Origin of the sequence: Comamonas sp. Z1 (genome assembly GCF_008121555.1) — a bacterium.
Lineage (GTDB): Bacteria > Pseudomonadota > Gammaproteobacteria > Burkholderiales > Burkholderiaceae_C > Comamonas > Comamonas thiooxydans.
This window is the reverse complement of sequence record NZ_VOQT01000003.1, coordinates 359,694-386,510: the sequence shown is the minus strand read 5'-3', so window position 1 is coordinate 386,510 and position 26,817 is coordinate 359,694. Positions and strand designations below refer to the sequence as shown.

Annotated in this window: 26 protein-coding genes and 1 riboswitch; of the genes, 12 read left to right on the top strand and 14 right to left on the bottom strand. The window is 62.8% G+C overall.

What is annotated here, in order from left to right; genetic code table 11:
- Window positions 1–28: 28 nt before the first annotated feature.
- Entirely contained in the window at window positions 29–1,807 is a 1,779-nt protein-coding gene (locus FSY45_RS08510) for a methyl-accepting chemotaxis protein (RefSeq protein ID WP_046460807.1), read from the top strand.
- A gap of 258 nt (window positions 1,808–2,065) precedes the next feature.
- Here the strand turns inward: FSY45_RS08510 and FSY45_RS08505 are convergent, their stop codons facing one another.
- The 7 genes from FSY45_RS08505 to FSY45_RS08470 form a co-directional block, all read right to left on the bottom strand.
- Complete coding sequence (locus tag FSY45_RS08505; RefSeq protein WP_012838936.1) at window positions 2,066–3,340, bottom strand: acyl-CoA dehydrogenase family protein; 1,275 nt, start codon at window positions 3,338–3,340, stop codon at window positions 2,066–2,068.
- A gap of 52 nt (window positions 3,341–3,392) precedes the next feature.
- Complete coding sequence (locus FSY45_RS08500) at window positions 3,393–4,478, bottom strand: phosphotransferase (RefSeq protein ID WP_046460808.1); 1,086 nt, start codon at window positions 4,476–4,478, stop codon at window positions 3,393–3,395.
- A gap of 282 nt (window positions 4,479–4,760) precedes the next feature.
- A complete protein-coding gene (locus FSY45_RS08490) occupies window positions 4,761–5,480 on the bottom strand; it encodes a Crp/Fnr family transcriptional regulator (RefSeq protein WP_034349335.1) in 720 nt (239 codons plus the stop codon).
- A gap of 326 nt (window positions 5,481–5,806) precedes the next feature.
- The gene (gene thiE / locus FSY45_RS08485; RefSeq protein WP_046460809.1) at window positions 5,807–6,748 is read right to left on the bottom strand and encodes a thiamine phosphate synthase; all 942 of its coding nucleotides are present in this window, start codon (window positions 6,746–6,748) and stop codon (window positions 5,807–5,809) included.
- A gap of 10 nt (window positions 6,749–6,758) precedes the next feature.
- On the bottom strand, window positions 6,759–7,562 hold the full coding sequence (locus FSY45_RS08480) for a thiazole synthase (RefSeq protein WP_003061258.1): 804 nt from the start codon (window positions 7,560–7,562) through the stop codon (window positions 6,759–6,761).
- 158 nt (window positions 7,563–7,720) lie between these two features.
- Window positions 7,721–7,918: a sulfur carrier protein ThiS gene (gene thiS / locus FSY45_RS08475; RefSeq protein ID WP_003061260.1), complete on the bottom strand. Its 198-nt coding sequence runs from the start codon at window positions 7,916–7,918 to the stop codon at window positions 7,721–7,723.
- A 105-nt stretch (window positions 7,919–8,023) separates the two neighbouring features.
- The gene (locus FSY45_RS08470; protein ID WP_080944408.1) at window positions 8,024–9,118 is read right to left on the bottom strand and encodes an FAD-dependent oxidoreductase; all 1,095 of its coding nucleotides are present in this window, start codon (window positions 9,116–9,118) and stop codon (window positions 8,024–8,026) included.
- 63 nt (window positions 9,119–9,181) lie between these two features.
- A riboswitch (TPP riboswitch) is annotated at window positions 9,182–9,343 on the bottom strand.
- 65 nt (window positions 9,344–9,408) lie between these two features.
- On the opposite strand from FSY45_RS08470, the gene thiD reads away from it, so the two are divergent.
- Entirely contained in the window at window positions 9,409–10,281 is an 873-nt protein-coding gene (gene thiD, locus FSY45_RS08465; protein ID WP_046460811.1) for a bifunctional hydroxymethylpyrimidine kinase/phosphomethylpyrimidine kinase, read from the top strand.
- Window positions 10,282–10,347: 66 nt separating this feature from the next.
- Here thiD and FSY45_RS08460 read toward each other — a convergent pair whose 3' ends face one another.
- Window positions 10,348–10,821 (bottom strand): SH3 domain-containing protein, encoded by a 474-nt coding sequence (locus tag FSY45_RS08460; protein WP_003061264.1) that lies wholly within the window; start codon window positions 10,819–10,821, stop codon window positions 10,348–10,350.
- A gap of 123 nt (window positions 10,822–10,944) precedes the next feature.
- Between FSY45_RS08460 and FSY45_RS08455 the strand changes: the two genes are divergently transcribed.
- Entirely contained in the window at window positions 10,945–11,556 is a 612-nt protein-coding gene (locus tag FSY45_RS08455) for an ankyrin repeat domain-containing protein (protein WP_046460812.1), read from the top strand.
- A gap of 65 nt (window positions 11,557–11,621) precedes the next feature.
- Here FSY45_RS08455 and FSY45_RS08450 read toward each other — a convergent pair whose 3' ends face one another.
- Window positions 11,622–12,914, bottom strand: coding sequence for a cytosine permease (locus tag FSY45_RS08450; RefSeq protein WP_003061268.1), 1,293 nt, complete (start codon window positions 12,912–12,914; stop codon window positions 11,622–11,624).
- Between the two features lie 403 nt (window positions 12,915–13,317).
- Between FSY45_RS08450 and FSY45_RS08445 the strand changes: the two genes are divergently transcribed.
- Genes FSY45_RS08445 through FSY45_RS08435 form a run of 3 tightly spaced genes read left to right on the top strand, consistent with a single transcriptional unit; the run spans window position 13,318 to window position 15,701 of the window.
- A complete protein-coding gene (locus FSY45_RS08445; protein ID WP_046460848.1) occupies window positions 13,318–14,214 on the top strand; it encodes a hypothetical protein in 897 nt (298 codons plus the stop codon).
- Between the two features lie 39 nt (window positions 14,215–14,253).
- Window positions 14,254–14,841: a sigma-70 family RNA polymerase sigma factor gene (locus tag FSY45_RS08440; RefSeq protein WP_003061273.1), complete on the top strand. Its 588-nt coding sequence runs from the start codon at window positions 14,254–14,256 to the stop codon at window positions 14,839–14,841.
- On the top strand, window positions 14,838–15,701 hold the full coding sequence (locus tag FSY45_RS08435; protein WP_046460813.1) for a hypothetical protein: 864 nt from the start codon (window positions 14,838–14,840) through the stop codon (window positions 15,699–15,701). Before FSY45_RS08440 ends, FSY45_RS08435 begins: the two co-directional genes overlap by 4 nt.
- Before the next feature lie 75 nt (window positions 15,702–15,776).
- Here FSY45_RS08435 and FSY45_RS08430 read toward each other — a convergent pair whose 3' ends face one another.
- From FSY45_RS08430 to FSY45_RS08410, 5 genes are all read right to left on the bottom strand, one after another.
- Window positions 15,777–16,562, bottom strand: coding sequence for a peptidylprolyl isomerase (locus tag FSY45_RS08430; protein ID WP_034358635.1), 786 nt, complete (start codon window positions 16,560–16,562; stop codon window positions 15,777–15,779).
- A gap of 93 nt (window positions 16,563–16,655) precedes the next feature.
- Window positions 16,656–16,922, bottom strand: coding sequence for a BolA family transcriptional regulator (locus tag FSY45_RS08425; protein WP_003061279.1), 267 nt, complete (start codon window positions 16,920–16,922; stop codon window positions 16,656–16,658).
- Window positions 16,919–17,488, bottom strand: coding sequence for a septation protein A (locus tag FSY45_RS08420; protein WP_003061281.1), 570 nt, complete (start codon window positions 17,486–17,488; stop codon window positions 16,919–16,921). Before FSY45_RS08420 ends, FSY45_RS08425 begins: the two co-directional genes overlap by 4 nt.
- Before the next feature lie 217 nt (window positions 17,489–17,705).
- Window positions 17,706–18,122 carry a peptide-methionine (R)-S-oxide reductase MsrB gene (gene msrB, locus FSY45_RS08415; RefSeq protein WP_012838923.1) on the bottom strand — a complete coding sequence of 139 codons (417 nt, stop codon included), beginning with the start codon at window positions 18,120–18,122 and terminating at the stop codon, window positions 17,706–17,708.
- The gene (locus FSY45_RS08410) at window positions 18,119–19,654 is read right to left on the bottom strand and encodes a YdiU family protein (protein WP_122975072.1); all 1,536 of its coding nucleotides are present in this window, start codon (window positions 19,652–19,654) and stop codon (window positions 18,119–18,121) included. Before FSY45_RS08410 ends, msrB begins: the two co-directional genes overlap by 4 nt.
- A gap of 204 nt (window positions 19,655–19,858) precedes the next feature.
- Here FSY45_RS08410 and FSY45_RS08405 point away from each other — a divergent pair, with 204 nt between their 5' ends.
- From FSY45_RS08405 to FSY45_RS08380, 6 genes are all read left to right on the top strand, one after another.
- Window positions 19,859–21,502 (top strand): 3-(methylthio)propionyl-CoA ligase, encoded by a 1,644-nt coding sequence (locus FSY45_RS08405; RefSeq protein WP_046460814.1) that lies wholly within the window; start codon window positions 19,859–19,861, stop codon window positions 21,500–21,502.
- Window positions 21,503–21,591: 89 nt separating this feature from the next.
- A complete protein-coding gene (locus tag FSY45_RS08400) occupies window positions 21,592–21,840 on the top strand; it encodes a hypothetical protein (RefSeq protein WP_123975007.1) in 249 nt (82 codons plus the stop codon).
- Entirely contained in the window at window positions 21,837–22,859 is a 1,023-nt protein-coding gene (locus FSY45_RS08395) for a DUF4123 domain-containing protein (RefSeq protein ID WP_046460815.1), read from the top strand. The genes FSY45_RS08400 and FSY45_RS08395 overlap by 4 nt, the downstream gene beginning before the upstream one ends.
- A 186-nt stretch (window positions 22,860–23,045) precedes the next feature.
- Window positions 23,046–24,281 (top strand): branched-chain amino acid ABC transporter substrate-binding protein, encoded by a 1,236-nt coding sequence (locus tag FSY45_RS08390; protein ID WP_046460816.1) that lies wholly within the window; start codon window positions 23,046–23,048, stop codon window positions 24,279–24,281.
- A gap of 230 nt (window positions 24,282–24,511) precedes the next feature.
- Window positions 24,512–25,747, top strand: a complete 1,236-nt coding sequence (locus tag FSY45_RS08385; protein WP_034349325.1) for a branched-chain amino acid ABC transporter substrate-binding protein — start codon at window positions 24,512–24,514, stop codon at window positions 25,745–25,747.
- Between the two features lie 113 nt (window positions 25,748–25,860).
- The gene (locus tag FSY45_RS08380; RefSeq protein ID WP_003069495.1) at window positions 25,861–26,814 is read left to right on the top strand and encodes a branched-chain amino acid ABC transporter permease; all 954 of its coding nucleotides are present in this window, start codon (window positions 25,861–25,863) and stop codon (window positions 26,812–26,814) included.
- Window positions 26,815–26,817: the final 3 nt, after the last annotated feature.

Genomic DNA, 26,817 nt, shown 5'->3' with positions numbered 1-26,817 from the left:
GCAGGTCGCCCAGGCGCCCAATTCCCCCATGAACTTCTTTCGCAACCTCAAGCTGGCCAACAAGCTGCTGGTGTCTTTTGTGCTGATCCTGCTGATCAGTGCGGTATCGGGTCTGTATGGCCTGGTCCAGATGGAGCGTGTCAATGCCACGGCCACCGATCTGGCGCGCCAGTGGCTGCCGGCGGCCCGCAACCTGCAGGACATGCGTTATCAGCTTCAGCGCTATCGCTCGCAGACCATGCAGCATGTGATGGCGCAGTCGTCCGAGGAAATGGCGGTCTATGACAAGAGCATGCCCAAGCTCTGGGACGAGCTGGTCCAGAACCAGCAGTCGTATGCCAAGTACGTGAGAACCGACAAGGAGCGAGCCCTGCTGGCCGAAATCGGCGAGGAGCTCAAGGCCTATGCCGTGCAGACGGCCAAGGTGGTGGATCTGTCGCACAAGCTGCTCAACGATGAGGCCAGCGAAATCTTGCGCGGCGAGTCGCTCAAGATCAGCCGCGGCATCAATACACGTCTGGATGCTCTCAGCGAGATCAACCATCAGGCGACCGAGGAAACCAATCAGGCCGGCGATGACCTGTATGCCGCTGCCCGCTGGTGGGTGATGGCGCTGCTGCTGGGCTCCATCGTCATCGGCGTGGCGCTGGCGGTGCTGATCGCACGCTCCATCTCGCGTCCTTTGCAGTCGGCCGTTCAACTGGCCCAGTCCGTGGCTGCGGGCGATCTGAGCGCCAGCATCACCGTGCAAAGCCAGGATGAGGTGGGCCAGCTGCTGCAGGCGCTCAAGGACATGAACACCAGCCTGCAGCGCATCGTGGGTCAGGTGCGCCAGGGTACGGACTCGATTGCCTCGGCCAGCAGCCAGATTGCCAGTGGCAACCAGGATCTGTCTTCACGCACCGAAGAGCAGGCCAGCTCGCTGGAGCAGACGGCGGCCTCGATGGAAGAGCTGACCGCCACCGTGCAGCAGAACGCCGGCAATGCCCAGCAGGCCAATCAGATGGCGTCTGCAGCGTCCCAGGTAGCCGTACGCGGTGGAGCCACCGTGGCCCAGGTGGTGCAGACCATGTCGGCCATCAACGATTCCTCGCGCAAGATCGTGGACATCATCGGCGTGATCGACTCCATCGCCTTCCAGACCAATATCCTGGCGCTGAACGCGGCGGTGGAAGCGGCCCGTGCGGGTGACCAGGGCCGTGGCTTTGCCGTGGTGGCCTCCGAAGTGCGCACCCTGGCCCAGCGCTCGGCCGAGGCGGCCAAGCAGATCAAGCAGCTGATCGACGACTCCGTGAGCAAGGTGCAGGAAGGCAGCACCCAGGTCGACGAGGCCGGCAGGACCATGGACGAGATCGTGATGAGCGTGCGCCGTGTCACCGACATCATGGGTGAGATCTCGGTGGCCAGCCACCAGCAGACCTCGGGCATCGAGCAGGTCACCCAGGCTGTGACGCAGATGGATCAGATGACCCAGCAGAACGCTGCCCTGGTGGAGGAGGCCGCAGCCGCGACCGACGCGCTGCGTAGCCAGGCCGCCGCGCTGGCCGAGACGGTGAGCTTCTTCAAGCTCGGCGCCCAGTCCGGTCTGCAAGCCACGCCAGCCCTGGCGCCTGCGGCGCTCAAGTCCGCGCCTGCCAGGGCTGCGATCAAGGTTTCGGCCCCGCTCAAGGCCCCGTCGGCTGCGCTCAAGCGCCCGGCGATGTCGGCGGGGAGCAAGCCGCCGGTCCTGAGCCCCGCGAAAAGCGCAGCAGCGCCCCAGCCGCAAAAGGTAGCAACGGCAGACGATGGCGAGTGGGAGAGCTTCTAAGTCCGGTACGGGCGTGCGGTGCCGGGCCTGGTGTTGTTAGCTATTTTGCTATTGATTAAGGAGCTTCTATCGTATTTATTCATTGAATTTCAATATGTTTTTCATCTGAAATCCTTTGATATAAGGCGGTATAAGCTTCTTTGTTGATAGCGAGTAACAAGCCTGCCTTCGAAACAAAAACACCCCGCAGCCGTGGCTGACGGGGTGTTTTTGTTTCCGGGGAGCAGGAGCGGCGTGATCCGCTCTTGCCGCCTCGCATCAGCCGCCGCGCGTGATGGGCACTTCGGCGTTCTTGCCGTAGCTGCCGTATTTGCCCAGCTCCCATTTGGCGATCGCGTTGCGGTGCACCTCGTCGGGGCCGTCGGCAAAGCGCAGCGTGCGTGCTGCGGCATAGGCATAGGCCAGCGGGAAGTCGTCGCACATGCCGCCTCCACCGTGGACCTGCATGGCCCAGTCTATAACCTGGCAGGCCATGCTGGGGGCGACGACCTTGATCATGGCGATCTCGGTCCTGGCCACCTTGTTGCCGGCCACGTCCATCAGCCAGGCGGCCTTGAGCGTGAGCAGGCGCGCCATGTCGATCTTGCAGCGCGCTTCTGCAATGCGCTCCTGCGTCACGGTCTGCTGGGCCACGCTCTTGCCGAAGGCCACGCGGCTGCTGGCGCGCTTGCACATCAGCTCCAGCGCGCGCTCGGCCAGGCCGATCAGTCGCATGCAGTGGTGAATGCGGCCCGGGCCCAGGCGGCCCTGGGCGATCTCGAAGCCGCGCCCTTCGCCCAGCAAAATATTGCCGACGGGAACGCGCACGTTCTCGAAATACATCTCCATATGGCCGTGGGGCGCATCGTCATAGCCCATCACGTTCAGCGGGCGCTCGATGCGGATGCCCTTGGCATCGGCCGGGATGATGATCATGCTCTGCTGCGAATGCTTGGCCGCTTCGGGGTCGGTCTTGCCCATGGTGATGAAGACCTGGCAGCGAGGGTCGCCGGCACCCGAGATCCACCACTTGTGGCCGTTGATCACGTATTCGTCGCCCTGGCGCTCGATGCGCGTGCAGATATTGGTGGCGTCGGAGGAGGCGACTTCGGGCTCGGTCATGGCGAAGGCCGAGCGGATCTTGCCTTCCAGCAAGGGCTTGAGCCAGCGCTCCTTGAGCTCGGCACTGCCGTAGCGGGCAATGGTCTCCATATTGCCGGTGTCCGGCGCGGAGCAGTTGAAGACTTCGGAAGCCCATGGCACGCGGCCCATGATTTCGGCCAGCGGTGCGTATTCCTGGTTGGTCAGGCCCGCGCCGTGGTAGCCCGAGGCTTCGGCGCTGTCCACGGGCAGGAACAGATTCCACAGGCCCGCGGCCTGGGCCTTGGGCTTGAGCTTTTCAATGGTTTGCAGCGGCGTCCAGCGCTTGCCGGCGGCCGTGTTGGCCTGCATCTCCTCGGCATACTCCTTTTCCGCCGGGTAGATGTAGTCGTCCATGAACTTGAGCAGGCGTTGCTGCAAGTCCTTGGTTTTGGGCGAGTAGTCGAAGTCCATGAGTGCTCCTTTTATTGTGGGACGGTCAAGTTGCGTGGTGGTGGATAAAAAGTCAGGCGCGCTGAGCAAAGGACCAGGCCAGCTCGGCCATGGGGCGGGCGGTGTCGCCCGAGGCCTTGGCCTGGGCGCTGGAGGCCGTTCCGGCCTCGACGCGCTTGGCAATGCCTTGCAGGATGGCCGCGATGCGGAACATGTTGTAGGCCAGGTAGAAGTTCCAGTCGCGCTGCAGCGTGGCCACATCGGCAATGCCGGTGCGCTGGCAGTAGCGCTGGATGTAATCGTGCTCGGCAGGGATGCCCAGGCCCGCGATGTCCAGCCCCGCGATGCCGCGGCCCAGCTCGGCCGGTATATGCCAGCTCATGCAGTGGTAGCTGAAGTCGGCCAGCGGATGACCCAGCGTGGACAGTTCCCAGTCCAGCACGGCGATCGCGCGCGGCTCGGTGGGGTGGAACATCAGGTTGTCCAGACGGTAGTCGCCATGCACGATGGAGACACGTCCCTCGTCGCGCGCGCTGGCCGGCATATGGGCGGGCAGCCACTCCATCAGCTTGTCCATCTCGGGAATCGGCTGGGTGACGGAGGCCACATACTGCTTGCTCCAGCGACCGATCTGGCGCTCGAAGTAATTGCCGCTCTTGCCGTAGTCGGCCAGGCCGCGCTCGGCAAACTTCACGCTGTGCAGGGCCGCGATCACGCGGTTCATCTCGTCGTAGATCTCGGCGCGTTGCGCAGGCGTCATGCCGGGCAGGGACTGGTCCCAGAGCACGCGGCCTTCCATGAACTCCATGATGTAGAAGGCGCGGCCGATGACGGATTCATCCTCGCACAGCGCATACATATGCGGCACGGGCACATCTGTGCCGGCCAGGCCCTTCATCACGCGGTATTCGCGCTCGATCGCATGGGCCGAAGGCAGCAGCTTGGCCACGGGACCGGGCTTGGCGCGCATCACATAGCTTTTGCCGGGCGTGATCAGCTTGTAGGTGGGGTTGGACTGGCCGCCCTTGAACATCTCCACCTGCAGTGGACCTTCAAAGCCTTGGACATGACGGCTCATCCAGTCGGTCATGGCATTGGTATCAAACGCATGCTGATCGGAAACCGCGCGGGTGCCGACGAAATGCTCATAAGTGCTCATGCTGTCTCAGTCCTTTGTTCGATTTGTGATGGGCAAGGCGCAGCCCGCCGTGCCGCACCAGAGGTGCGGCAAGCGAATGCGTGAAAGGGGGGAGTTGCCGCAGAACGCGCGGCGAAGATGCAAGAAAGCGTGAACGCTGAGGACGGCCAAAGATAGCTGCCCCGAAAACAGGCGCAGCCCAAGAGTGAGACATCAAGCAAGGGCCGCCCCGCAGCGAAGATGTCGTCCCCCCTTGGGGGGAAGCGGCGGGGCCGCCCCCGGCAAAGCCGCTCAGGGGGTGAATCAGTGGTCGGTGTCTGCAATACGCAGCAGCGTCACCCGGTCGCGCACGATGAGGCCACCCGGTTCGATGCGAATGACTTCCTCGCGTTCCATGGACTTGAGCTCCTGGTTCACGCGCTGGCGCGAGGCGCCCAGCAGCTGCGCCAACTCTTCCTGCGCCAGATGCAGGCCGATGCGGATCTCGTTGCTGTCCGACAGGCTCATCACGCCATAGCTGCGCGTCAGGTGCAACAGCTGCTTGGCCAGGCGCGCGCGCAGCGGCAAGGTGTTGAGGTCTTCCACCAGGCCGTAGAGCTGACGCACGCGGCGCGCATTGAGGCGCAAGATCGCTTCGGAAAACTCCACATGCTCTGCCAGAATGCGCTTGAAGTCCGCCTTGGAGACGCACAGCAACGTGGTCTCGCCATGTGCATAGGCGTCGTGCGTGCGCTTGTCGCCATCCAGAATCGCCACATCCCCGAACCAGATGCCCGGCTCCACATAGGTCAGCGTGATCTGCTTGCCCGTGATGGAGGTGGAGCTGACCCGCACCGCTCCACGTGCACAGGCAATCCACTCCTCGGGCGGTTCGCCGCGAGCGCAGATGAGCATGCCATCTTTGTATCGTTTGACGTAAGCGCATCGAAGAATGTCGTGCCGCAAAGAGGGCGAAAGGGATGAAAACCAGCGACCAGAGTTGATCGCCTCACGTTCTTCCATACTAAGAATTGGCTCGTCCATGTTCTGTCTTATGCGTGACTGGTAACCGCCCCATTGTCGCGTGTGGGACCGGCTGTGCCGCAACTGCGGGACTCAGGGTTGTCACCTGTGCGTCCGCTTTTACCGCGAACAGGGCTTGCGCCGATCAAGAAAACCCAGCAGATATGCGGTCTGCACAGCGGCTGCCAGCAAAAATGCCCGCTGGCTGCGGGCATTCAATCTTGTCATTTCCGGAGTTTCGTGCACCAGGCATGTTCGGCACTGCTGCAGTCGTTGAGCATGCAGTAAAAAAAGCTGCCGGCACCTATATCAAGCGCTGGCAGCTATTGAGTCGGAGGTAGATGCGCTCAGGCTGCGGCCTGCATGCGCTGCAGCAGATGTTGGGCGGCGGCTTCCGGATCGGGGGCGTTGACCAGGGCGCGCACCACGGCTACCGAGCCCACGCCCGTGGCACGCACGGCGGGGAACAGGTCCTCGGAAATGCCGCCAATCGCCACCAGCGGGTATTGCTGCATCAGTCGCACATAGGCCGCCAGACGCGCCAGACCTTGCGGGGCAGTCGCCATCTTCTTGAGCGTGGTTGGGAATACGGCGCCCAGGGCGATATAGCTGGGCTGGACCGCATGGGCGCGCACCATCTCGGCGTAGCCATGGGTGGAGACGCCCAAGCGTGTGCCCGAGTTGCGGATGGTCTGCAGATCGCGCTGGCCGATCACGTCCAGATCTTCCTGACCCACATGGATGCCGTAGGCGCCTGCGTCCAGCGCAGCCTGCCAGTGGTCGTTGATGAACAGGCGTGCCTGCGTGCCCTTGACGGCTTCGACAGCAGCCTTGACTTCACGGGCCACGGCGGCCTGGTCGCCGGATTTGAAGCGCAGCTGCACCGTGGGCACGCCCGCGCGGGCCATGCGGCCCACCCATTCGGCCGTGGGCAGCACGCCATACAGGCCCAGCTCGCGCGGGCAATGGGCAAAAGCCAGTGCCGGGTCGGCCTTGCCGAGACCGAAGTCGCGTGGGTCGTCGGGCCAGTGGGTGACATCGAAATGATTGTTGCGTTCGCTCTGGCACTGCCAGGCCTGGGCCAGTGTTTGTGCATCCACGGCGATAAAGCCCAGCTCGCTGCAGGCTTCCAGCGCAGCCAGATAGGCGGGCTCCTGGCGCAGCGCGGGCGGCACGGGCTGGGGCGTCAGCTCGACCGAGTTGGCATCGTGGTGCAACTGGGCGCCAAAATGGGCACAGTGCTGGTGGACGATGGCTTGCGCCAGGGCCTTGATTTCTGCGGAGTCCATGGGCCGGCCTTTATTCCTGATGCCAGAAAGGGGTGCCCAGCACGGGCGTGCTGGGCTGGGCGGCGTTCTGTTCGGCCATGGCGCCAGCGCGCCAGGCGGCGTGACCGGCATTGACGGCATCGGAGAATGCGCCGGCCATGGCTACGGGGTCTTCGGACAGGGCCACGGCGGTGTTCAGCAGCACGGCGTCATAACCCCATTCCATCACGGTGCAGGCATGGGAGGGACGGCCCAGGCCGGCATCGACGATCAGCGGCACCTTCAGGCGCTCGCGCAGCATCTGCATGGCATAGGGGTTGATGGGGCCGCGGCCGGTGCCTATGGGCGCAGCCCAGGGCATGACGGCCTGGCAACCCACGTCGACCAGTTTTTGGCACAGCACCAGGTCGTAGGTGGTGTAGGGCAGGACCTGGAAACCGTCCTTGATGAGGATAGAGGCAGCCTCCACCAAGTTGAGCGTGTCGGGCTGCAGCGTGTAGTCGTCGCCGATCAGCTCCAGCTTGATCCAGGGTGTGTCGAAGACTTCACGCGCCATCTGGGCCGTGGTCACGGCTTCCTGGATGGTCATGCAGCCTGCCGTGTTGGGCAGCACGGGCACGTTGAGCTTGCGCAGCAGTTCCCAGAAGCTGGCGCCGGTCTCGGCCGCATTGCTGCCCTGGCGGCGCAACGAGGCCGTGACCATGGCGGGCCTGGAACGCTCCACAGCCGCTTCGAGAATGGCGGGCGAGGGATAGCGCGAGGTGCCCAGCAGCAAGCGGCTTTCAAAACGTTGGCCGTAGAGAACCAGGGTGTCGTCGGTGGTTTTTGTATTCATGATTTATCTATATCTCTTGTCTTTGTACCGCAATGCGTGTGAAGCCCAGTGAGCCTCAAACAGACATGTGCCCAGTCAGTGACACCGAGCAAGAGCCGCCTCGCCGCGAGGGTGTCGCCCCCAGGGGGAAGGCGCGAAGCGACTCAGGGAGGTCATTCCTAGCCGCCTGTCACTGGAGAGATGACTTCCATCCTGTCGCCCTCGTTGAGCGCATGGTCGGCGTACTGCGTCTTGGGCACAAACACCGTGTTGACCGCCACGGCAAACGGGGGCTTGGCCTGCATCTGCGCCAGCGCATCGGCCACGGTGGCATGGGCTTGCAGCTCGGTGGCTTGCTGGTTGAGGGTGATCTTCATGGCATGAAACAGAAAATAAAGCGGGTGCTAAGTTAAACCTCTGCACGGCGGCGCTTGCGTGCGCAGGAGGTGCAAGTGCTGTGCGCCAAAGTTCGGGCTCGCGGCTCAGCCGCGATGCACGGCGACATCGAACTCGCGCGCCAGCGGCGAGTCGTTGCGGTCCACCAGCTCCAGCACCACGTCGAGCATGGCGGGCGAGATCATGAAGCCGTGGCGGTAGAGGCCGTTGACTTCCATGACGCGCGGCGTCAGCAGGCGCACGGCGGGCAGATTATCGGGCAGGGTGGGGCGGCACTGGGTGGCGATCTCCACAATCCGGCCTTCGGCAAAGCCCGAGTGCACGGTATAGGCCGCGCTCAGCAGCTCCAGCGTGGAGCGCACGCTGGCCGGCGACATATCGTCGGATTCGATCTCGGTCGCGCCAATCACGAACAGATGGTCTTCCTTGGGCGCGATATAGATGGGGTAGCGTGGATGGATCAGGCGTGTGGGGCGCTGCAGCGTGACTTCGGGCGCATGGATGCGCACCACCTCGCCGCGAATGCCGCGCAGCTGCTTCCATTGGCTGCGGGCACCCAGGCCCCGGCAGTCGAACACGAAGTCGGGCTGGCCGGCCTCGCCGGGACGTAAGTCGCCGACCTCGCGCGGGCTGTCCCAGTGCAGCTGCACGCCCAGGGCGCTGAGCTTGTCGACCAGCGCCGTCAGCAGCTGACGGTTGTCGAGCTGGCCTTCGCCGGGCAGATAGACGGCCTGGTTGAAGCGTCCCTGCAGCGCGGGCTCGCAGTCCTGCAGCGCCGCGCCGGTCTTCTCCTGCATGGCCGGCAGGCTGGGGTTGATGCGCCGGTTTTTCTCCAGCAGACCGAAAAAGCGCGCCGCATCGCCCTGATCCTGGCGGTGCCAGAGAATCAGCGTGCCGTTTTGCTGCAGAAACACATGCTGCTCGAGCTGAGCTATGAGCTCGGGCCAGCGCTTGAGCCCATGCTGGCCCATGCGCACCACGCCGGGCTCGGTAATGGCCGACTCGGCCAGCGGCGCCAGCATGGCAGCCGCCACGCGCGCCGCAGCACCATCGCCTTGCGGGCCATGGGCGTCATAGAGGTCGATGGCGTGACCGCGCTGGGCCAGGGCCAGAGCCAGCAGACGGCCCATGAGGCCGCCGCCGAGAATTGCGATCTTTGAAGAAGCTTGTAGCAATGACATGTGCAAATCGTTTTCCATCCGGACACAGGAACAGGGCCATGTGCAGGACAAAACGCGGCATGCCTTGCGGCTTGTGAAACTCCCCACGCCAGCATGACCTGGATCGGGTGCAGGGGGCACAGGGCACGGATGGTGCTCTGGTGCGCAGCCCGTGGCTGGCGCAGCCCCAGGGTGTTTCTCAGTCCGCACAGGCTGCTTGCCTGCGGGACACCCCTGTTTCGTCCGTTGGACATTACAGCACAACCGCAAACAGCACGCATTGACCATGCGCATGGGCGATAATTTTTGCCATGACAGTGATTGCTTCTTCCTCCATTTCCGGCGCCGCAAAAAAGCGCTACGCACGCGTGCTCTCCATTGCCGGCTCGGACAGCGGCGGTGGTGCCGGCATCCAGGCCGACCTCAAGACCTGTGCGGCACTGGGTTGCTACGGCATGACGGCGATCACGGCCATCACCGTGCAGAACACGCTGGGCGTGACGGGTATTCACGGCATTCCGCTCGATACCGTGCGCGGCCAGATCGATGCCGTTGTGCAGGACATAGGCGTCGATGCCGTCAAGATCGGCATGCTGGCAACCCCCGATGTGGTGAGCGTGGTGGCGGATGCGATCCGTCGCCACGGGATCAGGAACGTGGTGCTGGACCCCGTGATGGTGGCCACCAGCGGCGATCGCCTGATCGTTCCCGAGACAGCACAGGCGCTGGTCCAGGAGCTGTTCCCGCTGGCGACGGTGATTACACCCAATCTGGATGAAGCAGCTTTGCTGCTGGGTCGCAACATCGACGGCATTGCAGCGCTGGATGCGGCCGTGGCCGATCTGCTGGTCATGGGCGCGCCTGCAGTGCTGCTCAAGGGCGGGCATCTGAGCGGCGACTTGGTCATGGATGTGCTGGGCCGGCAAGGCCGGCAGGCCGGCGACTATCTGCGTCTGCAATCGCAGCGCATCGTCACCCATAACGGCCATGGCACGGGCTGCACGCTGTCGTCGGCGATTGCCTCCTTCCTGGCCCAGGGGCTGGCGCTGGAGGCCGCGGTGACCGAGGCGCGCAGCTATATTCTGGGCGCCATCGAGGCGGGCGCCGAGGTCTATACCGGCCAGGGTCACGGCCCCCTCAATCACGGCTATGCGCCGCGCGCGCAGCTGATCGTCGAAGGCTGATTGCCGGCACCCGCAAAAAAGGCCTGCTGCTGCAGGCCTTTGCTTTGGGTGTTCGTGTTGCAGGGCTTACCAGCCCCAGACCAGATTCTTGGCCACCCAGCCGCTCTGGCCGTTGCTGCGCTGGACCTGGGCCCAGCTGCCTTGCTTTTTCAGAGTCTGCAGCACCTCATGCTGCTCCAGCTTGCCCACGCGCTTGTGCTTCTGGCCGGGGCCGGAGCGCAGATTGGCCGTGCGCGCCGTCACCACCATATGCGGGCTCTTGCTGGTCAGCGGGGCGTGGACCCAGCCCAGCGTGGACTCATGGTCCTTGACGCGCAGCCACTGCCCCTTGCGCTGGGTGACTTGCAGCGGATAGCCCTTGCTCAGTTCCCAGAGGGTTGCGGAGCGGGTGTTGGGCTGCTCGCGCACATTCACGGTCGTGCCCTTGATGCTGACAAATTCCTGGGCTTGTGCGAGGGCCGGCAGCAGGCCGGCGGTGAGCGCACCCAGCGCGATCAGGCTTGAAGTGGCGGCGGTGCGGATCCAGCGGTTGCAAGGCACGGGGCAGATTCTCCTTCGAACGATTAAAAACAGGCTGTAACCCTCATCGGACTTGCGTGGCTAGCTATAGTTCCTGTAGAAAGCTGACAGGGGCTGAACACCCGACAGTCATAAAGGAATGCCATGAACCAGCCAGTTCGCGCCCATGGGAGCGCCTCGTTGACCACCCGATTGACGCTTGCGATGACGGCTCTGGCCGCCGCGACCCTGCTCACGGCCTGCCAGAGTAGGGCGTCGGCGAATGCTCCGGCTGTAACACCTGCCGCCGCTGCGGCGCCAAAAGCCGGGGACCCGCAGATGCCGGGCCAGCAATTGCTGGCCGCTGCCGCGCAGGGCGATGTCGTGGCGGTGCGCAATCTGCTGGCCGGCGCGCAGGGCCGGCTGGAGATTGTGCGCATGACGATTTCCTATGGCGCCGATCTCAAGAGCACCAACCGCTATGGCGGCACGGCCCTGATTCCGGCCTGCGAGCGCGGCCATCTGGAAACAGCCCAGGCGTTGATCACGGCTGGCGTGGATGCGAACCATGTCAACCGGCTGGGCTGGACCTGCCTGATGGAAGCCGTGGTGCTCAGCGACGGCGGGCCGCGCCATCAGGCCATCATCCAGGCCCTGATCGATGCCAAGGCCGATCTGAACCTGCCCGACAAGGATGGGGTGACGGCCCTGGCCCATGCACGCCAGCGCGGGCAGAAGGCCGTGGTTCATATGCTGCAGGCGGCGGGCGCCAAGTAAGAACAGAGGAGATGGCTGCAGAGCCTTTCTACCGCGCGTGTGATGCTATTGCTTTTGAGTTTCAGTCAGGCAGCAACGGAGCGAGGCTGCAGCTGGCGTGTGGCGACTGCCACCACAAAGGTCAGCGCCAGCGTGGGCAGGGCCGAGCCCAGGGCCGTGCTGACATAGGGCAGCAGGTGATAGAAGGCAATCCCCAGCACCCAGATGGTCACGGCATCCCAGCGCACGGCGGGCGCTTTTTGCATCAGTTGTACGGCATCGGTGCCAAAGGCCAGGCGACCCAGCATCACGCCGAACAGCGGCACAAAGCAGGAGCTGAGCAACAGCAAAAACGGTTCCAGACTGTGCATGGGCAGTACCATGGCCAGCGCCGTGCACAGGGCCGCGATCAGCAGGCCCCAACGGCGAATGCTCCAGCGCGGTTGCAGGCTGTGGGCCGACATGGCGCCCGAGTAGGCATCGCCATAGGCGTTGTCCACCTCGTCGATCAGAATCAGCGACAGCGCAATCAGCCCGCCCTGGGCCAGCAGCAGGGCCGTGACCAGGTCTTCGCTGGGCAGGGTCAGGGCCACCAGCACGCCCAGGGAGTAGCACCAGATATTGGCCAGGGCAAAGCCGGTCCAGGCGCCCGTCAGCGCGGACTTTCCGCTTTTGCCGTGGCGCGCATAGTCGGCCACCAGCGGCAACCAACTGATGGGCATGGCGATCACCAGATCGACGGCGCCGAGCATGCTCATGCCGCCTGCACCTTCGCGGGCCATCAAGTTGCCCAGGCCGGTGGCGCCGGCCATTTTGAGGAATTGCCAGCTCAGCCACAGCAGCGAGGCAATCACCAGCGGCAAGGCCACGCGCGAAATGATGCGGCGCACCAGGGTGGTCATGGAGCCGCTCATCAGCAGCAGGATCACGCCACCCCAGAGCAGCGTGGCCAGCCAGGGCCAATAGGCAGCGCCCATGATGCCGCTTTGTTTGCCCAGCGCCACGGTCGCGTCACGCATCACCACCAGCTCGAAACTGCCCCAGCCCAGCAGCTGGATGATGTTGAGCACGATAGGCAGTCGTGCGAAGCGGCGGCCGTAGACACTGTGCATCAGCCCGGCGCTGGACAGGCCGCTGTCGCAGCCCAGCTTGCCCACCCAGCCCAGCAGGCCGGCGCCGATCAGGGAGCCGATAGCTATTGCAATCAGCGCATGCAGCGGGCTGAGCGCAGGCAGCAGATAGGCGCCCATCTGCATGACCAGCAGGCCAACGCCCAGACTGAACCACAGCGAGGCATGGTCGCGCCAGGCAAAGACGCGCTCCTTAGCCGTCACCGGGGCCAGGGCCCGATTGGCCGATGTGGAAGAAGATGAATTCATGAATGCTCCGCCAGAAAAACGAAGCAGGGGCCGCATGGTTTGCGCGGCGAGCCAGCAAAGACATGGCCAGTCGCGGTCTGACACCTTGGACAGCTTCCCTGCGCGAGGATGATCTCGGGCAAGCGGTGGTCAAGACACCGCTTGCGCAATCAGGTTCAAAGGGACTCTCTCAGCCCTGACCGGTCATGGTCAGGACACCCCCAGCATTGCTGCCTGCCTTGGGCTGCAGCGAGCGCGATTGTGCCAGACATGCTGCGGCGGGGCAGAACTGCAGCGCAAAGCTGTGTTGCAAATGCTTGCAAATCAAAGTGCCTGTCTTGACCCCGTTGCGTCTGCTGCTGCGTTTCAGCCTCCGACAAGTTTGTTTCAGCCGCTGTGGCTGTATCTTGAGGAGGCCTTGTCCATGTTGTCTGTCCCTATCGAACCCCCGGTTCCTGGTTTCTTGCTGTCGCGCGGCCGTTTGCTGCGCGCTTCGCTGCTCTGCGCTGCCGCGATGGTGGCCGCCACGCCGGCTTCGGCCTGGATGCGCGGCAACCCAAAGCTGGCCCAGATCAGCATCGTCGAACGCGCCACGGGCCGGGTACTGCCCCAGTACAGCCACGAGGGCGAGCTGTGGGTAGTGGGCCGCCCCGGTGCCAATTACGCGGTGCGCATCCGCAACCTCGAGAGCCGCCGCATTATGGGCGTCATCAGCGTCGACGGGGTCAATGCCATCAACGGCCGCACGGCAAGCTCCCGCGCCGAAGGCGGCTATGTGCTGGATGCGGGCGACAGCTACGATGTGCGGGGCTGGCGCAAGAGCAATGACAATGTGGCCGCGTTCTATTTCTCCGAAAGCGATATGTCCTATGCCGCCAGAACCGGCAGGCCGCAGGATGTGGGCGTGATCGGAGTTGCGCTGTACCGTGAAAAGCTGCCAGAGCCTGCTGCCTACCAGGGGCCGCTCCATGAGTCGCAAGCGCAGGCCAGTGCCTCGTCGGCTGAATCTGCTGCGGCGGATGTCGCCGTGCCTCAGGCTGCCAGCAAGAGCCGCAGCGCCGAGCGCCGTGCGCCACAGGCCTCGCCGACCCCCTCGCTAGGCACGGGCCATGGCGCGGTGGAGCGCTCGCAAGTCACCCAGGTGGACTTCGAGGCCGATACAGACCAGCCCCGGCAGATGGTGCGCATCCGCTACGACAGCTATGCCAACCTGGTCGCCAGAGGCGTGATTCGCGAGCCCCGTCCACGGCCGTCCCAGCCGCGCGCGCCCAATCCTTTTCCCGGGGACAACGGCTTTGTGCCGGATCCACCCCGCAACTGAGTTGATTGCGCTGTCGTCGGAGTTTGCATAATCGCGGGCATGCTTGCACCGCCGCTTGCCCAAGCCCAACTCGCCGATGAAGCCCTGATGCGCAGCTATGCCGCAGGGCAGGCCACGGCGTTCGAGACGCTTTATGCCCGGCACAGCCTGCGCATATGGCGCTATTTCTATCGCAACACGGGCGATGCGGCGCTGGCCGACGATCTGGCGCAAGACCTCTGGCTTACCGTCGTGGACTGCGCCTGCCGCTATGAGGTGCGCAGCAGGTTCACGACCTGGCTGTTCACCATGGCGCACAACCGCCTGGTCGATCACTGGCGCAGGCAGCGGCCGGGCATCAGCCTGTCGGCAGACACGCAAGAGTCCATGCGGCTGGCCGAAAGCCTGTTTGCTGCCTCGGGCTTCGAGCCCGAGCAGCATCTCGATCGTCAACTCATGGCCCAGGCCATCCTGGCAGCGCTGGCCCGGCTCCCGGCCGAGCAGCGCGAGTGTTTTCTGCTGCAGGTCGAGGCTGATCTGACGCTGGCCGAAATTGCCCAGGCCACCGGCGTTGCCGAGGAAACGGCCAAAAGCCGCTTGCGCTATGCGCGTGCCAAACTACGCGCCGCGCTGGAGGAACTGGCATGAATATGCACCCCGAAAACCCGTCTGGCGACGACAAGCCCGATGCGCTGCGCGAGCTCTACCACGAGGCCGTGGCAGAGGATCGTGGCCCCAGTGCGCAAAGCAGCGCAGCCATCCTCAAGCGCGCACGCCAGCGCGCGGCAGCTGTGGGGCAGGAGCCCACGGAGCCTATGGACAAGCCTGCCGCCAATGACCGCTTCTGGCTGCGTCATGCGCTGGGCGGACTGGCGGCCGTCGGACTGGTGGGCTGGCTGATGCTGCAGCACGCCGCCTGGTGGAGTGGGCCGGACAAGGAGGGCGAGCGAGATTCCAGGGCCGAAGCAGTGGCCCAGCCAGCTGAATCGCAGCCGGCTCCGGCAGTTGAGGGTGCGGATCGCGCCGCCCTGGTGGAATCGGCTCCGGGCGCGGCGGCGCTGGCGCAGAAATCCACGGAAAAAAAGACTCGAATCCAGGCAGGGAAAACACCAGAAGCTATGGATATGGAAGCATCTATAGCTGCATCAGCCCCTGTGCTGCGGCCAGAGGTTGCTCCGGCCCCGGGTGCGGCAGCCTCTGCCAGCCTGGCGCGCTCCGCAAAGCCGGCTGCCAAAGCGCCATCCCGCAGCGATGAGACCACAGAACCTGCTGCCACGGCGGAGGCCATGGCGCCGCAGATCTCCAGGTCAAGCGCGCAATTGCCGCTATGCCCCTTGACGGCCGAGGTGCATGGCAACACGCAAGCTGCAAAAGAGGGGGCGGACAAAGCCTCAGGCATCGCAGGCAAGCCGCTGGATTGCCGCCCGCGAAAGCATGGGGAAACGCAGCCGGATGATGCCAGGTCTGGGTGGGATGCTTCTAAATATATAGCATATCCGCCACAGTGAGACAAAAAAAGCCCGCTTGACGCGGGCTTGGGTGATGGTCTGGCCAGTACTTTTGGGTACTGACGTTAGATCATGTTACTGGATTTTTGCGCTTTTGCGCAGCTGATCTTGGAACTGCTGCTCTTTTTGCTGCTGCAGCTGTTGCGTGATCTGGGGTTTGACATCTTCAAACTTGGGCATTTCGGCCTGGCGCTCGTCATCCATGCGGATGATGTGCCAGCCGAACTGGCTCTTGACGGGCGCGTCGGTCATCTCGCCCTTCTTGAGCTTGATCAGGGCTTCGGTGAACTCGGGTACGTAATTGTTGGGGTTGGCCCAGTCCAGATCACCGCCACGGGCACCCGATCCGGGATCCTTGGATTCCTTCTTGGCGATGTCTTCAAACTTCTTGCCGGCCTTCACCTCGGCAATGATGGCCTTGGCGCGGTCTTCGGACTCCACCAGGATGTGGCTGGCCTTGTATTCCTTGCCGCCATTGGCAGCGACGAATTTGTCGTACTCGGCCTTGGCTTCGGCATCGGTCACGGGGTTTTTCTTGCGGAAGTCGTCAAACAGCGCGCGGATCAGCACGGTCTGGCGTGCCATTTCCATCTGCTGCTTGTAGGCTTCGGAGCCGGCCAGACCGCGGCGGTTGGCTTCCTGCATGAAGATTTCACGCGCGATGACTTCATCCTTGATCATCTTTTCCATCTCGGGCACAACGGGCTGGCCGCTGGCTTCGATCTGGGTCTTCAAGGCATTGACGCGGGCCATGGGAACGGCCTTGCCATTGACGATGGCCACATTCTGGGCCGAGGCGGACAGGGCGGCTGCGCCCAGAACAGCGGCGGCCACGATGCGGGCCAGTTGCTTTTGTTTCATGCTCATTCGAGTTGTGATTGAGAAAAGTGAGTGAAGTTCAGTCCATACGCAACAGGCTCCCGTCAAGGAGCCTGTGGTCAGAACAGTGCGTTCTCAAAGTACTTCAATGGCGATGGCATGAACACCCTGGTCAATGAAGTCTTGCAGTGCATCATACACAAGGCGGTGGCGTGCCACGCGGGTTTTTCCATCAAAGGCAGGGCCGGCGATGCGCACGCGAAAATGCGTGCCCACACCGCTGTCGTTGGCGCCGGCATGACCGGCATGCTGATAGCTCTCGTCGATGACTTCGAGTCGGGTCGGGGCCAGACGCTGGCGCAGGGCGGCGTCCATGGCCTGGGCACTGATGGTCACGCTCATGGCTGCTTGTCCTTGGCTTCGGCTGCGTTGGGCACGCCGTCCTGGGGCAGGTAGCGGCTCATGTAGATGGCTTGTGCAATCACAAACACCACCATCAGTCCCATGCCGCCAAACAGCTTGAAGTTGACCCAGGTATCGGTGTCGAAGTTATAGGCTACCCAGATGTTGAGTCCGCCCATGGCGGCGAAGAAAGCAGTCCAGGCCCAGTTGAGTTTGAGCCAGATGGCGTCGGGCAGTTGCAGCTGCGCGCCCATGACGGAGCGCAGCAGGTTCTTTTTGAACACCAACTGACCGATCAGCAGCGCGCCGCCCATGAGCCAGTAAAGCACCGTGGGCTTCCATTTGATGAAGTTGTCGTCATGGGCCAGCAAAGTGGCGCCGCCAAACAGCACGATGACGCCGAGGCTCATCCATTGCATGGGTTCGATCTTGCCGGTCTTGAAGCGCAGATAGGCGATCTGCGCCACGGTGGCGGCAATGGCCACGGCCGTGGCGGTGTAGATGCCCCAGACCTTGAAGGCCACGAAAAACAGGATGATGGGGAAGAAATCAATCAGCAGCTTCATGCGCGAAATGGTAGTCGTTCTGAAATTCAGACTGTGCAGTACCGACAAGGTTCCCGGTGCTGCGAGCAAAGTCGCATCATGCACCAAAGCGCGGGTCTTACCGTGGGCAAAGCCTTGTACGCCGGACGGATTCAGCTATCAAAGCTGATGTGCAAGGCCGGCGCAGTGAGCCCGGTCCGAAGCCGCGCGGCCCTTGCTGCTCAAGCCTTGCCAGCTCTTATTTTGGGGGCTCGTTCTGGAAATCCAGCGAGGCCGAGTTCATGCAGTAGCGCAGGCCGGTGTCGGTGGGGCCGTCGGGAAAGACATGGCCCAGATGGGCCCCGCAGTTGCTGCATACCGTCTCGGTGCGCACCATGCCATGGCTGCGGTCCACGATATTGGTGATGGCACCGGGCAGGGCCTGGTCAAAGCTGGGCCAGCCGCAGCCGGCGTCAAACTTGGTATGGGAGTCGAACAGCTTGTTGCCGCAGCAGATGCAGTGGTAGCTGCCATCGGCCCAGAACTGCTCGTATTTGCCGGTGAAAGGTCGCTCGGTGGCTGCGTGGCGTGTGACCTGGAAGGCCGCAGCTTCGGCGCCCTTGTCCTGCAACAGGGCTTGCCATTCTTGGTCGGATTTCTGGACAGGAAAGCTCATGATGAACAGCTTATTTCAATCGAGGAAGCCCAGTCGGGCGGGAAGCCGGCCCAGTCGGCGTGGTCCGGGTGCGAGTCATAAGGCGTCTGCAACACGGCCAGCATCTGCTGCACAGGCGCAAAGTCACCGGCCTGGGCGGCGCGAATCACGGTTTCGCCCAGATGGTTGCGCAGCACAAAGCGCGGATTGGATTTTTGCATCAAATCGACGGTCTGTGCTTTGTCCACTTGCGCCAGCTGCTCTGAATAAGTGAGTGACCAGGCATCAAAGCTGGCCCGGTCAAGAATGATGTCACGCAGTGGCTCAAAGTCGATTTTCGTTTCCTGCCTTTGTGCAACAGCATCGGTCAGGCGGCTGAAAAAGATGGTGTAGTCCACCTTGCTGTCGGCCAGGATCTGCAGCAGCGGGTTGACCAACTGCGCAAAGCGGCCTTCGGTGGCAGGCGTGCCGGCCTCGTTTTCGGGCAGGCCCAGCTTGGCCAGCATCTGGCGCGCATAGGCGGCGGGGAAGACGGTCTTGTAGGACTCCAGCGCAGCAATCGTCAGCTCTTCGTCGCCGATCAGCGGCAGCAAGGCCTGGCCCAGGCAGTAGAGATTCCAGTAGGCCACCTGGGGCTGGCGGTTAAAGGCATAGCGGCCCTGGCTGTCGCTGTGGTTGCAGATATGGCCGGGGTCGAAGGCATCGAGAAACTGGAAGGGGCCGTAGTCGATGGTCAGGCCCAGAATGCTCATATTGTCGGTATTCATCACACCATGGCAAAAGCCCACGCCTTGCCACTGGGCCATCAGCCGGGCAGTGCGCTCGCTCACGGCCTGCAGAAAATTGGCATAGGGATTGCCGTTCAGTGCAACGGCCGTGCGGCATTCCGGGTAATGCTGGTCTATGACCAGATCGGCCAGGGCTTTAAGTTCGGTCTGCATGTCGCGCGCGGCGAAATGCTCGAAATGGCCGAAGCGGATGAAGCTTTCGGCCACACGGGTCACGACGGCGGCAGTTTCCATGGTCTCGCGCGCCACGGGCAGGGGCGAGCCCGTCAGCGCCAGCGCTCGCGTGGTGGGAATGCCCAGGGCTGCCATGGCTTCGCTGCAGAGAAATTCGCGAATCGACGAGCGCAGAACGGCCCGGCCGTCGCCCATGCGTGAATAGGGGGTGCGGCCAGCGCCCTTGAGCTGGACTTCAAAGCCCTGCTCAGTCTCGCCCAACAGGATGGCACGGCCATCGCCAAGCTGGCCGGCCCAGACGCCGAACTGGTGACCGCTATAGACAGTGGCCAGCGGCTTGCTGCCGCCTTTGCCATGGCCGGAGACGGCATTGCCGCTGAGGATTTGCAGCGCTTCGGCGCTGTGCAGCCACTCGGTGTTCAGACCCATCCAGCGGGCCGTGCTGACGCTGGCGGCAATCCAGTGCGGCTCTGGCACGGGCGTGGGTTGGAGATAGGTGAAAAAAGCCGGGCCCAGAGCTTCGAAGCGGCCGGGCTTGCGCCATTGCGGGGCAGGGGATTCGCTCATGCAATCATTGTGCTTGAGCAGCATCAAGGACAGGGTTTGCAGGGTTGTTGAGCCGGTTTCCGTTGGAGAGCAGCCTAGGTTTTTCCCTGAGTGCGCGCACATCGTTCAGAGGGAGGATGCAGACAAAGGTCGCCAAGGTTACGCATTGGTGACAGTCCTCAGATGACGGCCTGGAAGCCCGCGCTAGGATGCTTCCCGATCATCACAACGATATCCAGGAGACTGCCAATGTTGGGTCTGATGCAAAGCCAGCCGCTGTTGATTTCTTCCCTGATCGAGTTTGCCGCGCGCAACCATGCCGATGGAGAGATAGTCTCCCGCCGTGTGGAAGGCGATATCCACCGCTATACCTACAAGGATCTGGCGGCGCGCTCGCGTCAGCTTGCCAACAAGCTCGATGCCATGGGCCTGGTGCCGGGCGAGCGCGTGGCCAGCCTGGCTTGGAATGGCTATCGCCACATGGAGATGTATTTTGGCGTCAGCGGCTCGGGCCGGGTGTTGCACACCATCAACCCGCGCCTGCATCCCGAGCAGGTCGCATGGATCGTCAATCACGCCGAAGACAAGGTGCTGTGCTTTGACCTGACCTTTTTGCCCATCATCCAGGCCGTGCATGCCAAATGCCCGCAGGTGCAGCAATGGGTGGTGCTCTGCGATGCAGACCGGCTGCCGGCAGACAGCGGCATTCCAGGCCTCATCAGCTACGAGAGCTGGATTGCGGGCCAGTCCGATCAATACCGCTGGCCGCAGTTCGACGAGAACACCGCATCCAGCATGTGCTACACCAGCGGTACGACGGGCAACCCCAAGGCCGTGCTCTACAGCCACCGCTCCAGCACGCTGCACGCCTATGCCGCAGCGCTGCCCGATGTGATGTGCCTGTCGGCCCGTGATTCGGTGCTGCCCGTGGTCCCCATGTTCCACGTCAATGCCTGGGGCTTGCCATATTCGGCGGCGCTCACGGGCTGCAAGATGGTCTTTCCGGGCCCGGCGCTCGATGGGAAGTCGGTCTACGAGCTGATCGAGTCGGAAGGCGTGACCTTTGCTGCTGGCGTACCCACCGTCTGGCAGATGCTGCTCGGCTATATGAAGCCGGGCGGCCTGCGTTTTTCCAAGCTCAATCGCACGGTGATCGGCGGCTCCGCCTGCCCGCCCGCCATGATCACCGCCTTCCAGGACGACTACGGCGTGGAGGTGCTGCACGCATGGGGCATGACGGAGATGAGCCCGCTGGGCACGCTGTGCACGCTCAAGAACAAGCATCTGGAACTGCCCAAGGAAGAGCAGATGAAGATCCGGCAGAAGCAGGGGCGCGCGATCTATGGTGTGGAGATGAAGATCGTCAACGACGCCGGTGACGAACAGCCCTGGGATGGCAAGAGCTATGGCGACCTGCTGGTGCGCGGCCCCTGGATCATCGACAGCTATTACAAAGGCAGCGGCAACCCCCTGGTGCGCGGGGCTGACGGCCACGGTTGGTTCCCGACGGGGGATGTGGCGACGATAGACCCCGATGGCTATATGCAGATCACCGACCGCAGCAAGGATGTGATCAAGTCCGGCGGCGAATGGATCAGCTCCATCGATATTGAAAACATCGCCATGGCCAACCCGGCCGTGGCCATGGCGGCCTGCATAGGCATGCCGCATCCCAAGTGGGACGAGCGCCCCATCGTGGCCGTGGTCAAGAAGCCCGGCGCGGAAATCACGCGCGAGGAGTTGCTGAAGTTCTATGAGGGCAAGACAGCCAAGTGGCAGATTCCCGATGATGTGGTGTTTGTGGACGCTATTCCAATCGGTGCCACAGGCAAGATGCTCAAGACCCGTCTGCGCGAGGAACTCAAGGACTACCAGCTGCCCACGGCGGTCTGAACGTTCCCCGGCCTGGCCGGAGCAAAGCCATCATCGTGAGATGATGGCTTTTTTGCCTGTGCCTTTTCTGGCGCCATTGGTTGACATCCATGCCTTCAGCTCCCGGTTTTTGCGACTGCTCGCCACCCTTGATATCGGATGGTGGTCGTGCCCACGATTTGCCGCGACGCCAGCTTCTCGGAGCCGCCTTGCTGGGCGGGCTGGGGGCATGGAGTCTGCCTGCAGCAGCCTGCGGGCCAGAGACTGTCGCCCCGGCTGCGCCGCGCAATGTGTGTCTGGAATGTCTGGCACGCCGGGCACAGCAGCGCTCGGCCTTTGTGAACAAGGAGTTGCCATGAGCGCCGGGCCGCTGTGGCCGCAAACAAGGCCTGCACGCAAGAGCTGGCCTCTGCGCTGGTCGCAGCTCAATTCGACCGGCAAGCCAACAGGCAAGCCCTTGCAGCTGTATCTGTTGCTGGATGCGGCGCAGAACCAGGACTTGTTGGCACAGGTGCCGGAAAGCGGTGCCGAGGCCTTGTTTGCTTTCACGCGCGCGAGCAAGGAGGGCAAGCTCAGTCCCTGGTTGGTACACCTTGGCAGCACTGCTCAGGCCTTGAAAACGCCACAGCAGAATTTTCTCGATGCCGTGCTCAATGTGGTGCAGGCCAGCCCTTGTGCCAGCTTGCTGGCAAGCGAGTGCGAGATGCCGGTGCTGCTGGCCCATCTGCGCCTGGCCATGGATCCAAGATTGCCTGGCGGCGACGGCAGCTATCTTGCCTTCTGGGACCCTGCCGTGCTGGCGGCCTTGCTTGGGCAAAGCGATCCGGACACGCAAACCGGCATCGAACCCGTGCTGCGCCCCGCTCAGTGCCTGGCCTTGCTGGGTCCGGTTGCATACTGGTGGTGCTGGAGCCGATCGGGCCGGTTGCATGAATATGCGGTGGCTGATCTTTCCGGGCCTGCGGCGCCCCTGCCGCTTCAGCTCGGCACCGCTCAGGTCGATGCGCTGGTAAAGGGCAATGTGCCCGATCTGCTGATCTATTACCTGAATCTGAACCAGGTCCATCTGCGCGACAGATTGCCGCCGCTGGCAATGCATTGGTTTGCGCGTCAGCAACTGGAGTTTGCGCGCCGCCATGGGCTTGCTGGTACGCGCGACCTGCTCAACTATCTGTGTCTGGCGCTGATTGCAGGAGCACGCTTTGATCAATTGCCCGGAGTGGTCGAACTGCTGGCCAAGGTCAAGGCCGGCAGGCTGAGTTTCGACGAGTTGATGCGCGATATAGGTCCGCATCTGGAGGATAGGGAACTGCCGGAGCCGCAGGTGCTGACCAGCTCCAGCGGCCTGCCGCTGACGGAAAGCCAGTTGCCGCTCTAGGTCGCTGAATCAGATAAGTCTCTGCACTTTTATAGGCGGGCGCCAGCAGCTATTGTTTTGGGAGCTTCGGCCTGAGGTAAACCCTGCAGTCGCCAAAGTGATATGCGCTAGGGCAACCCCCAGGCCGCAGGCGCTGGCTTGCCCTTTAGTCTGGGCGTCGCTCATAAACACCAACGGAGACGCTCTATGAAGTTTGCAATCAAGGCTTTGACAGCATCGGTGATCCTGGCGTGCGCGGGGAGTGCGATGGCCCAGAAGGGAGAGACCGTCAAGGTCGCCTGGATTGACCCGCTCTCGGGCCTGATGGCAGCGCTGGGTTCCAACCAGCTCAAAAGCCTGCAGTACGTGGCAGAGGAACTCAACAAGGGCAATGCTTCGGGGGTGAAGTTCGAGATCATCGGCATCGACAACAAGCTCAGCCCGCAGGAGACCACGGCCGCGCTGCGTTCGGCCATGGACCAGGGCGTGCGCTATGTGTTCCAGGGCAACGGCTCGGGACCGGCGCTGGCCATCATGGATGCGCTGGAAAAGCACAATGCGCGCAACAAGGGCAAGGAGGTCGTGTTCCTCAACTATGCGGCGGTGGACCCGGACCTGACCAACAGCAAGTGCAGCTACTGGCATTTCCGCCTCGATGCCGATACCTCCATGAAGATGGAGGCCTTGACCACGTATATGAAGGACGTGCCAGAGGTCAAGAAGGTCTATCTGATCAACCAGAACTACTCGCATGGCCAGCAGGTGTCCAAGTTCGCCAAGGAGATGCTCAAGCGCAAGCGCCCCGATGTGGAAATCGTGGGTGATGACTTCTCTCCGCTGGCCCAGGTGCGAGACTTCGCGCCCTATGTGGCCAAGATCAAGCAGTCGGGCGCCGATACGGTGATCACCGGCAACTGGGGCTCGGACCTGGCGCTGCTCATCAAGGCCGCCAACGATGCAGGTCTGAACAACGTCAAGTTCTACACCTATTACGGCATTGCCACGGGCGCGCCCACGGCCATGGGGGCGGCGGCGGCGGGCAAGGTCTATATGGTGGGCTACGGCCACCTGAACATGCCCGGCACCATGGACAAGATCGTCAAGGGCTTCAAGGCCAAGGTCAACGAGGATATGTACACCGGCACCGTGTACACGGGGCTGAACATGCTCGATCAGGCTTTTGCCAAGGCCAAGACCACCGATCCCGTAAAGGTCGCGGCGACCATGGAGGGCATGAAGTTCCAGAACTACAACGGCGAAGTCGAGATGCGCAAGAGCGACCACCAGCTGCAGCAGGGTCTGTACATCGCGCGCTGGGAAAAGGCCGGCGGCAAATACCCCATGGACTCCGAGAACACGGGCTATACCTTTGCACCCGTGAAGTACTTCGAACCCTATGTGGCCAGCACTCCCACCAGCTGCCAGATGAAGCGTCCCTCCTGAGGCGATGCGAGAGAAGCGGATTTCGGGGCGCCCAGGTGGCGCCCTTTTTTGATCTCGGGTTTCATTCGTCTGCAAGTGCGATCAGCTGTCGCGCAAGTGTCGCCAACTGCCGCGAATCGGCCCGGCAAGTCGCATGCGTGATAGTTCCTAAGGCTTTCCCCAGCGGGAAAAAGTCTACCGGCCGGTAGATTGGCGTCAGTCGCTAGCAAAAATGGTGAAAGGAGACAAGTATGAAATGGGTTATGCGAGCAGTGGCCGTCTCGGCCATGGCAGTGAGTGCAGGTGGAGCCTGGGCTCAGAAGGGCGAAACCGTCAAGGTCGCCTGGATTGATCCCTTGTCGGGTCTGATGGCTGCCGTGGGAACGAATCAGCTCAAGACCTTTCAGTTGCTGGCGGAGGAGTTCAACAAGAAAAATGCCTCGGGCGTGAAGTTCGAGATCGTGGCGCTGGACAACAAGCTCAGCCCGCAGGAGACCACGGCCGCGCTGCGCTCGGCCATGGATCAGGGCGTGCGCTATGTGACGCAGGGCAATGGCTCGGGCCCGGCGCTGGCGATCATGGATGCGCTGGAAAAGCACAATGCGCGCAACAAGGGCAAGGAGCTGCTCTATCTCAACTACGCGGCCGTGGATCCCGACCTGACCAACAGCAAGTGCAGCTACTGGCATTTCCGACTCGATGCCGATACCTCCATGAAGATGGAGGCGCTGACCACCTTCATGAAGGACGATGCCGAGGTCAAGAAGGTCTATCTGATCAACCAGAACTACGGGCATGGTCAGCAGGTGTCCAAGTTCGCCAAGGACCTGCTCAAGAGAAAGCGTCCCGATGTGCAGATCGTGGGCGATGACTTCTCTCCGCTGGCCCAGGTACGCGACTTCGCGCCCTATGTGGCCAAGATCAAGCAGTCGGGAGCCGATACGGTAATCACCGGCAACTGGGGCGCGGATCTGTCGCTGCTGCTCAAGGCTGCCAACGACGCGGGCCTGAACAACGTCAAGTTCTATACCTATTACGCGTTTGGCGCCGGCGCTCCCACAGCCATGGGCGCGGCCTCCGACGGCAAGGTCTATACCGTGACCTACGGGCACTACAACATGGGCGCGCCGATTCAGGCCAGCATGGACAGCTTCAAGAAGAAGTTCAATGACGACCTGACGCAAAGCTCGATCTACCATGTATTCGCCTTGCTGGATGCGGCCTTTGTCAAGACGGGATCCACCGACCCGGTCAAGGTTGCGGCGGTGCTTGAGGGCATGAAGCTCAAAAGCTTCAACGGCGATGTCGAGATGCGCAAGAGTGACCACCAGCTGCAACAGGGCCTGTACATCTCGAAGTGGCAGAAGGCGGGCGGCAAGTTCCCCTATGACGCGGAAAACACCGGCTACACCTTCGCCCCCGTGAAGTACTACGAGCCCTATGTGGCCAGCACGCCCACCAGCTGCCAGATGAAGCGTCCGTCCTGAGTCAGGCTCGCATATTCTCACTCTCCCTCGTGCTGCAGCATCCGCACCCACAAGAGCGCATAACAGGTGCAGTGCTGCAGCGGTCTTTTTGCTAATGAGAACAAGGCAAGTCGATGACGCCTGAATTTTTCACCATATCGATGCTCAACGGAGTGAGCTACGGGCTGTTGCTTTTCATGCTCAGCTCAGGCCTGACGCTGATCTTCAGCATGATGGGCGTGCTTAATTTCGCTCACACCAGTTTCTACATGCTGGGCGCGTATTTCGCGTACACGCTTAGCGGCATCATCGGGTTCTGGCCCGCGCTCTTTTTCAGCCCGGTGCTGGTGGGCGTGCTGGGAGCGCTGTTCGAGCGCTACAGCCTGCGCCGCGTGCACAAATACGGCCATGTGCCCGAGCTGCTGGTGACTTTTGGCCTGTCCTATCTGATTCTGGAAGTGGTGCAGCTCGTCTGGGGGCGCGGCACAGTGCCTTATGCGCTGCCATCGGCGCTGCAGGGGCCGCTGTTTACCTTGTATGGCACACAGTTCCCCAAGTCGCGTTCCTTTGTGATGCTGGTGGCGCTGCTGATGCTGGTGGCCGTCTGGCTGCTGCTGACGCGTACGCGCATCGGCCTGGTGATTCAGGCCGCGCTCAAGAACCCGGAAATGGTGGAGGCGTTGGGCCACAACGTGCCGCGCGTGTTCATGCTGGTGTTTGGCGGCGGCTGCGCGCTGGCCGGTCTGGCCGGCGTGATTGGCGGCAACACCTATGTGACCGAGCCCGCCATGGCGGCCTCCGTGGGCTCCATCATTTTCGTGGTGGTGGTGGTGGGCGGCATGGGCTCGCTGGCGGGGGCTTTCGTGGCTTCGCTGCTGATCGGCGTGGTGCAGACCTTTGCCGTGGCGCTGGACTGGTCGCTGGCCGGCCTGTTCGCCTCCATGGGGCATCAGGTCAATGAATCCACCTTCGGCTGGCCCGTGCTGCGGCTGACGCTGTCGCAGGTTGCGCCCATCCTGCCTTACCTGTTCCTGGTGCTGATTCTGATCTTCCGCCCCAAGGGCTTGCTGGGTACCAGAGGGGATTGAGCC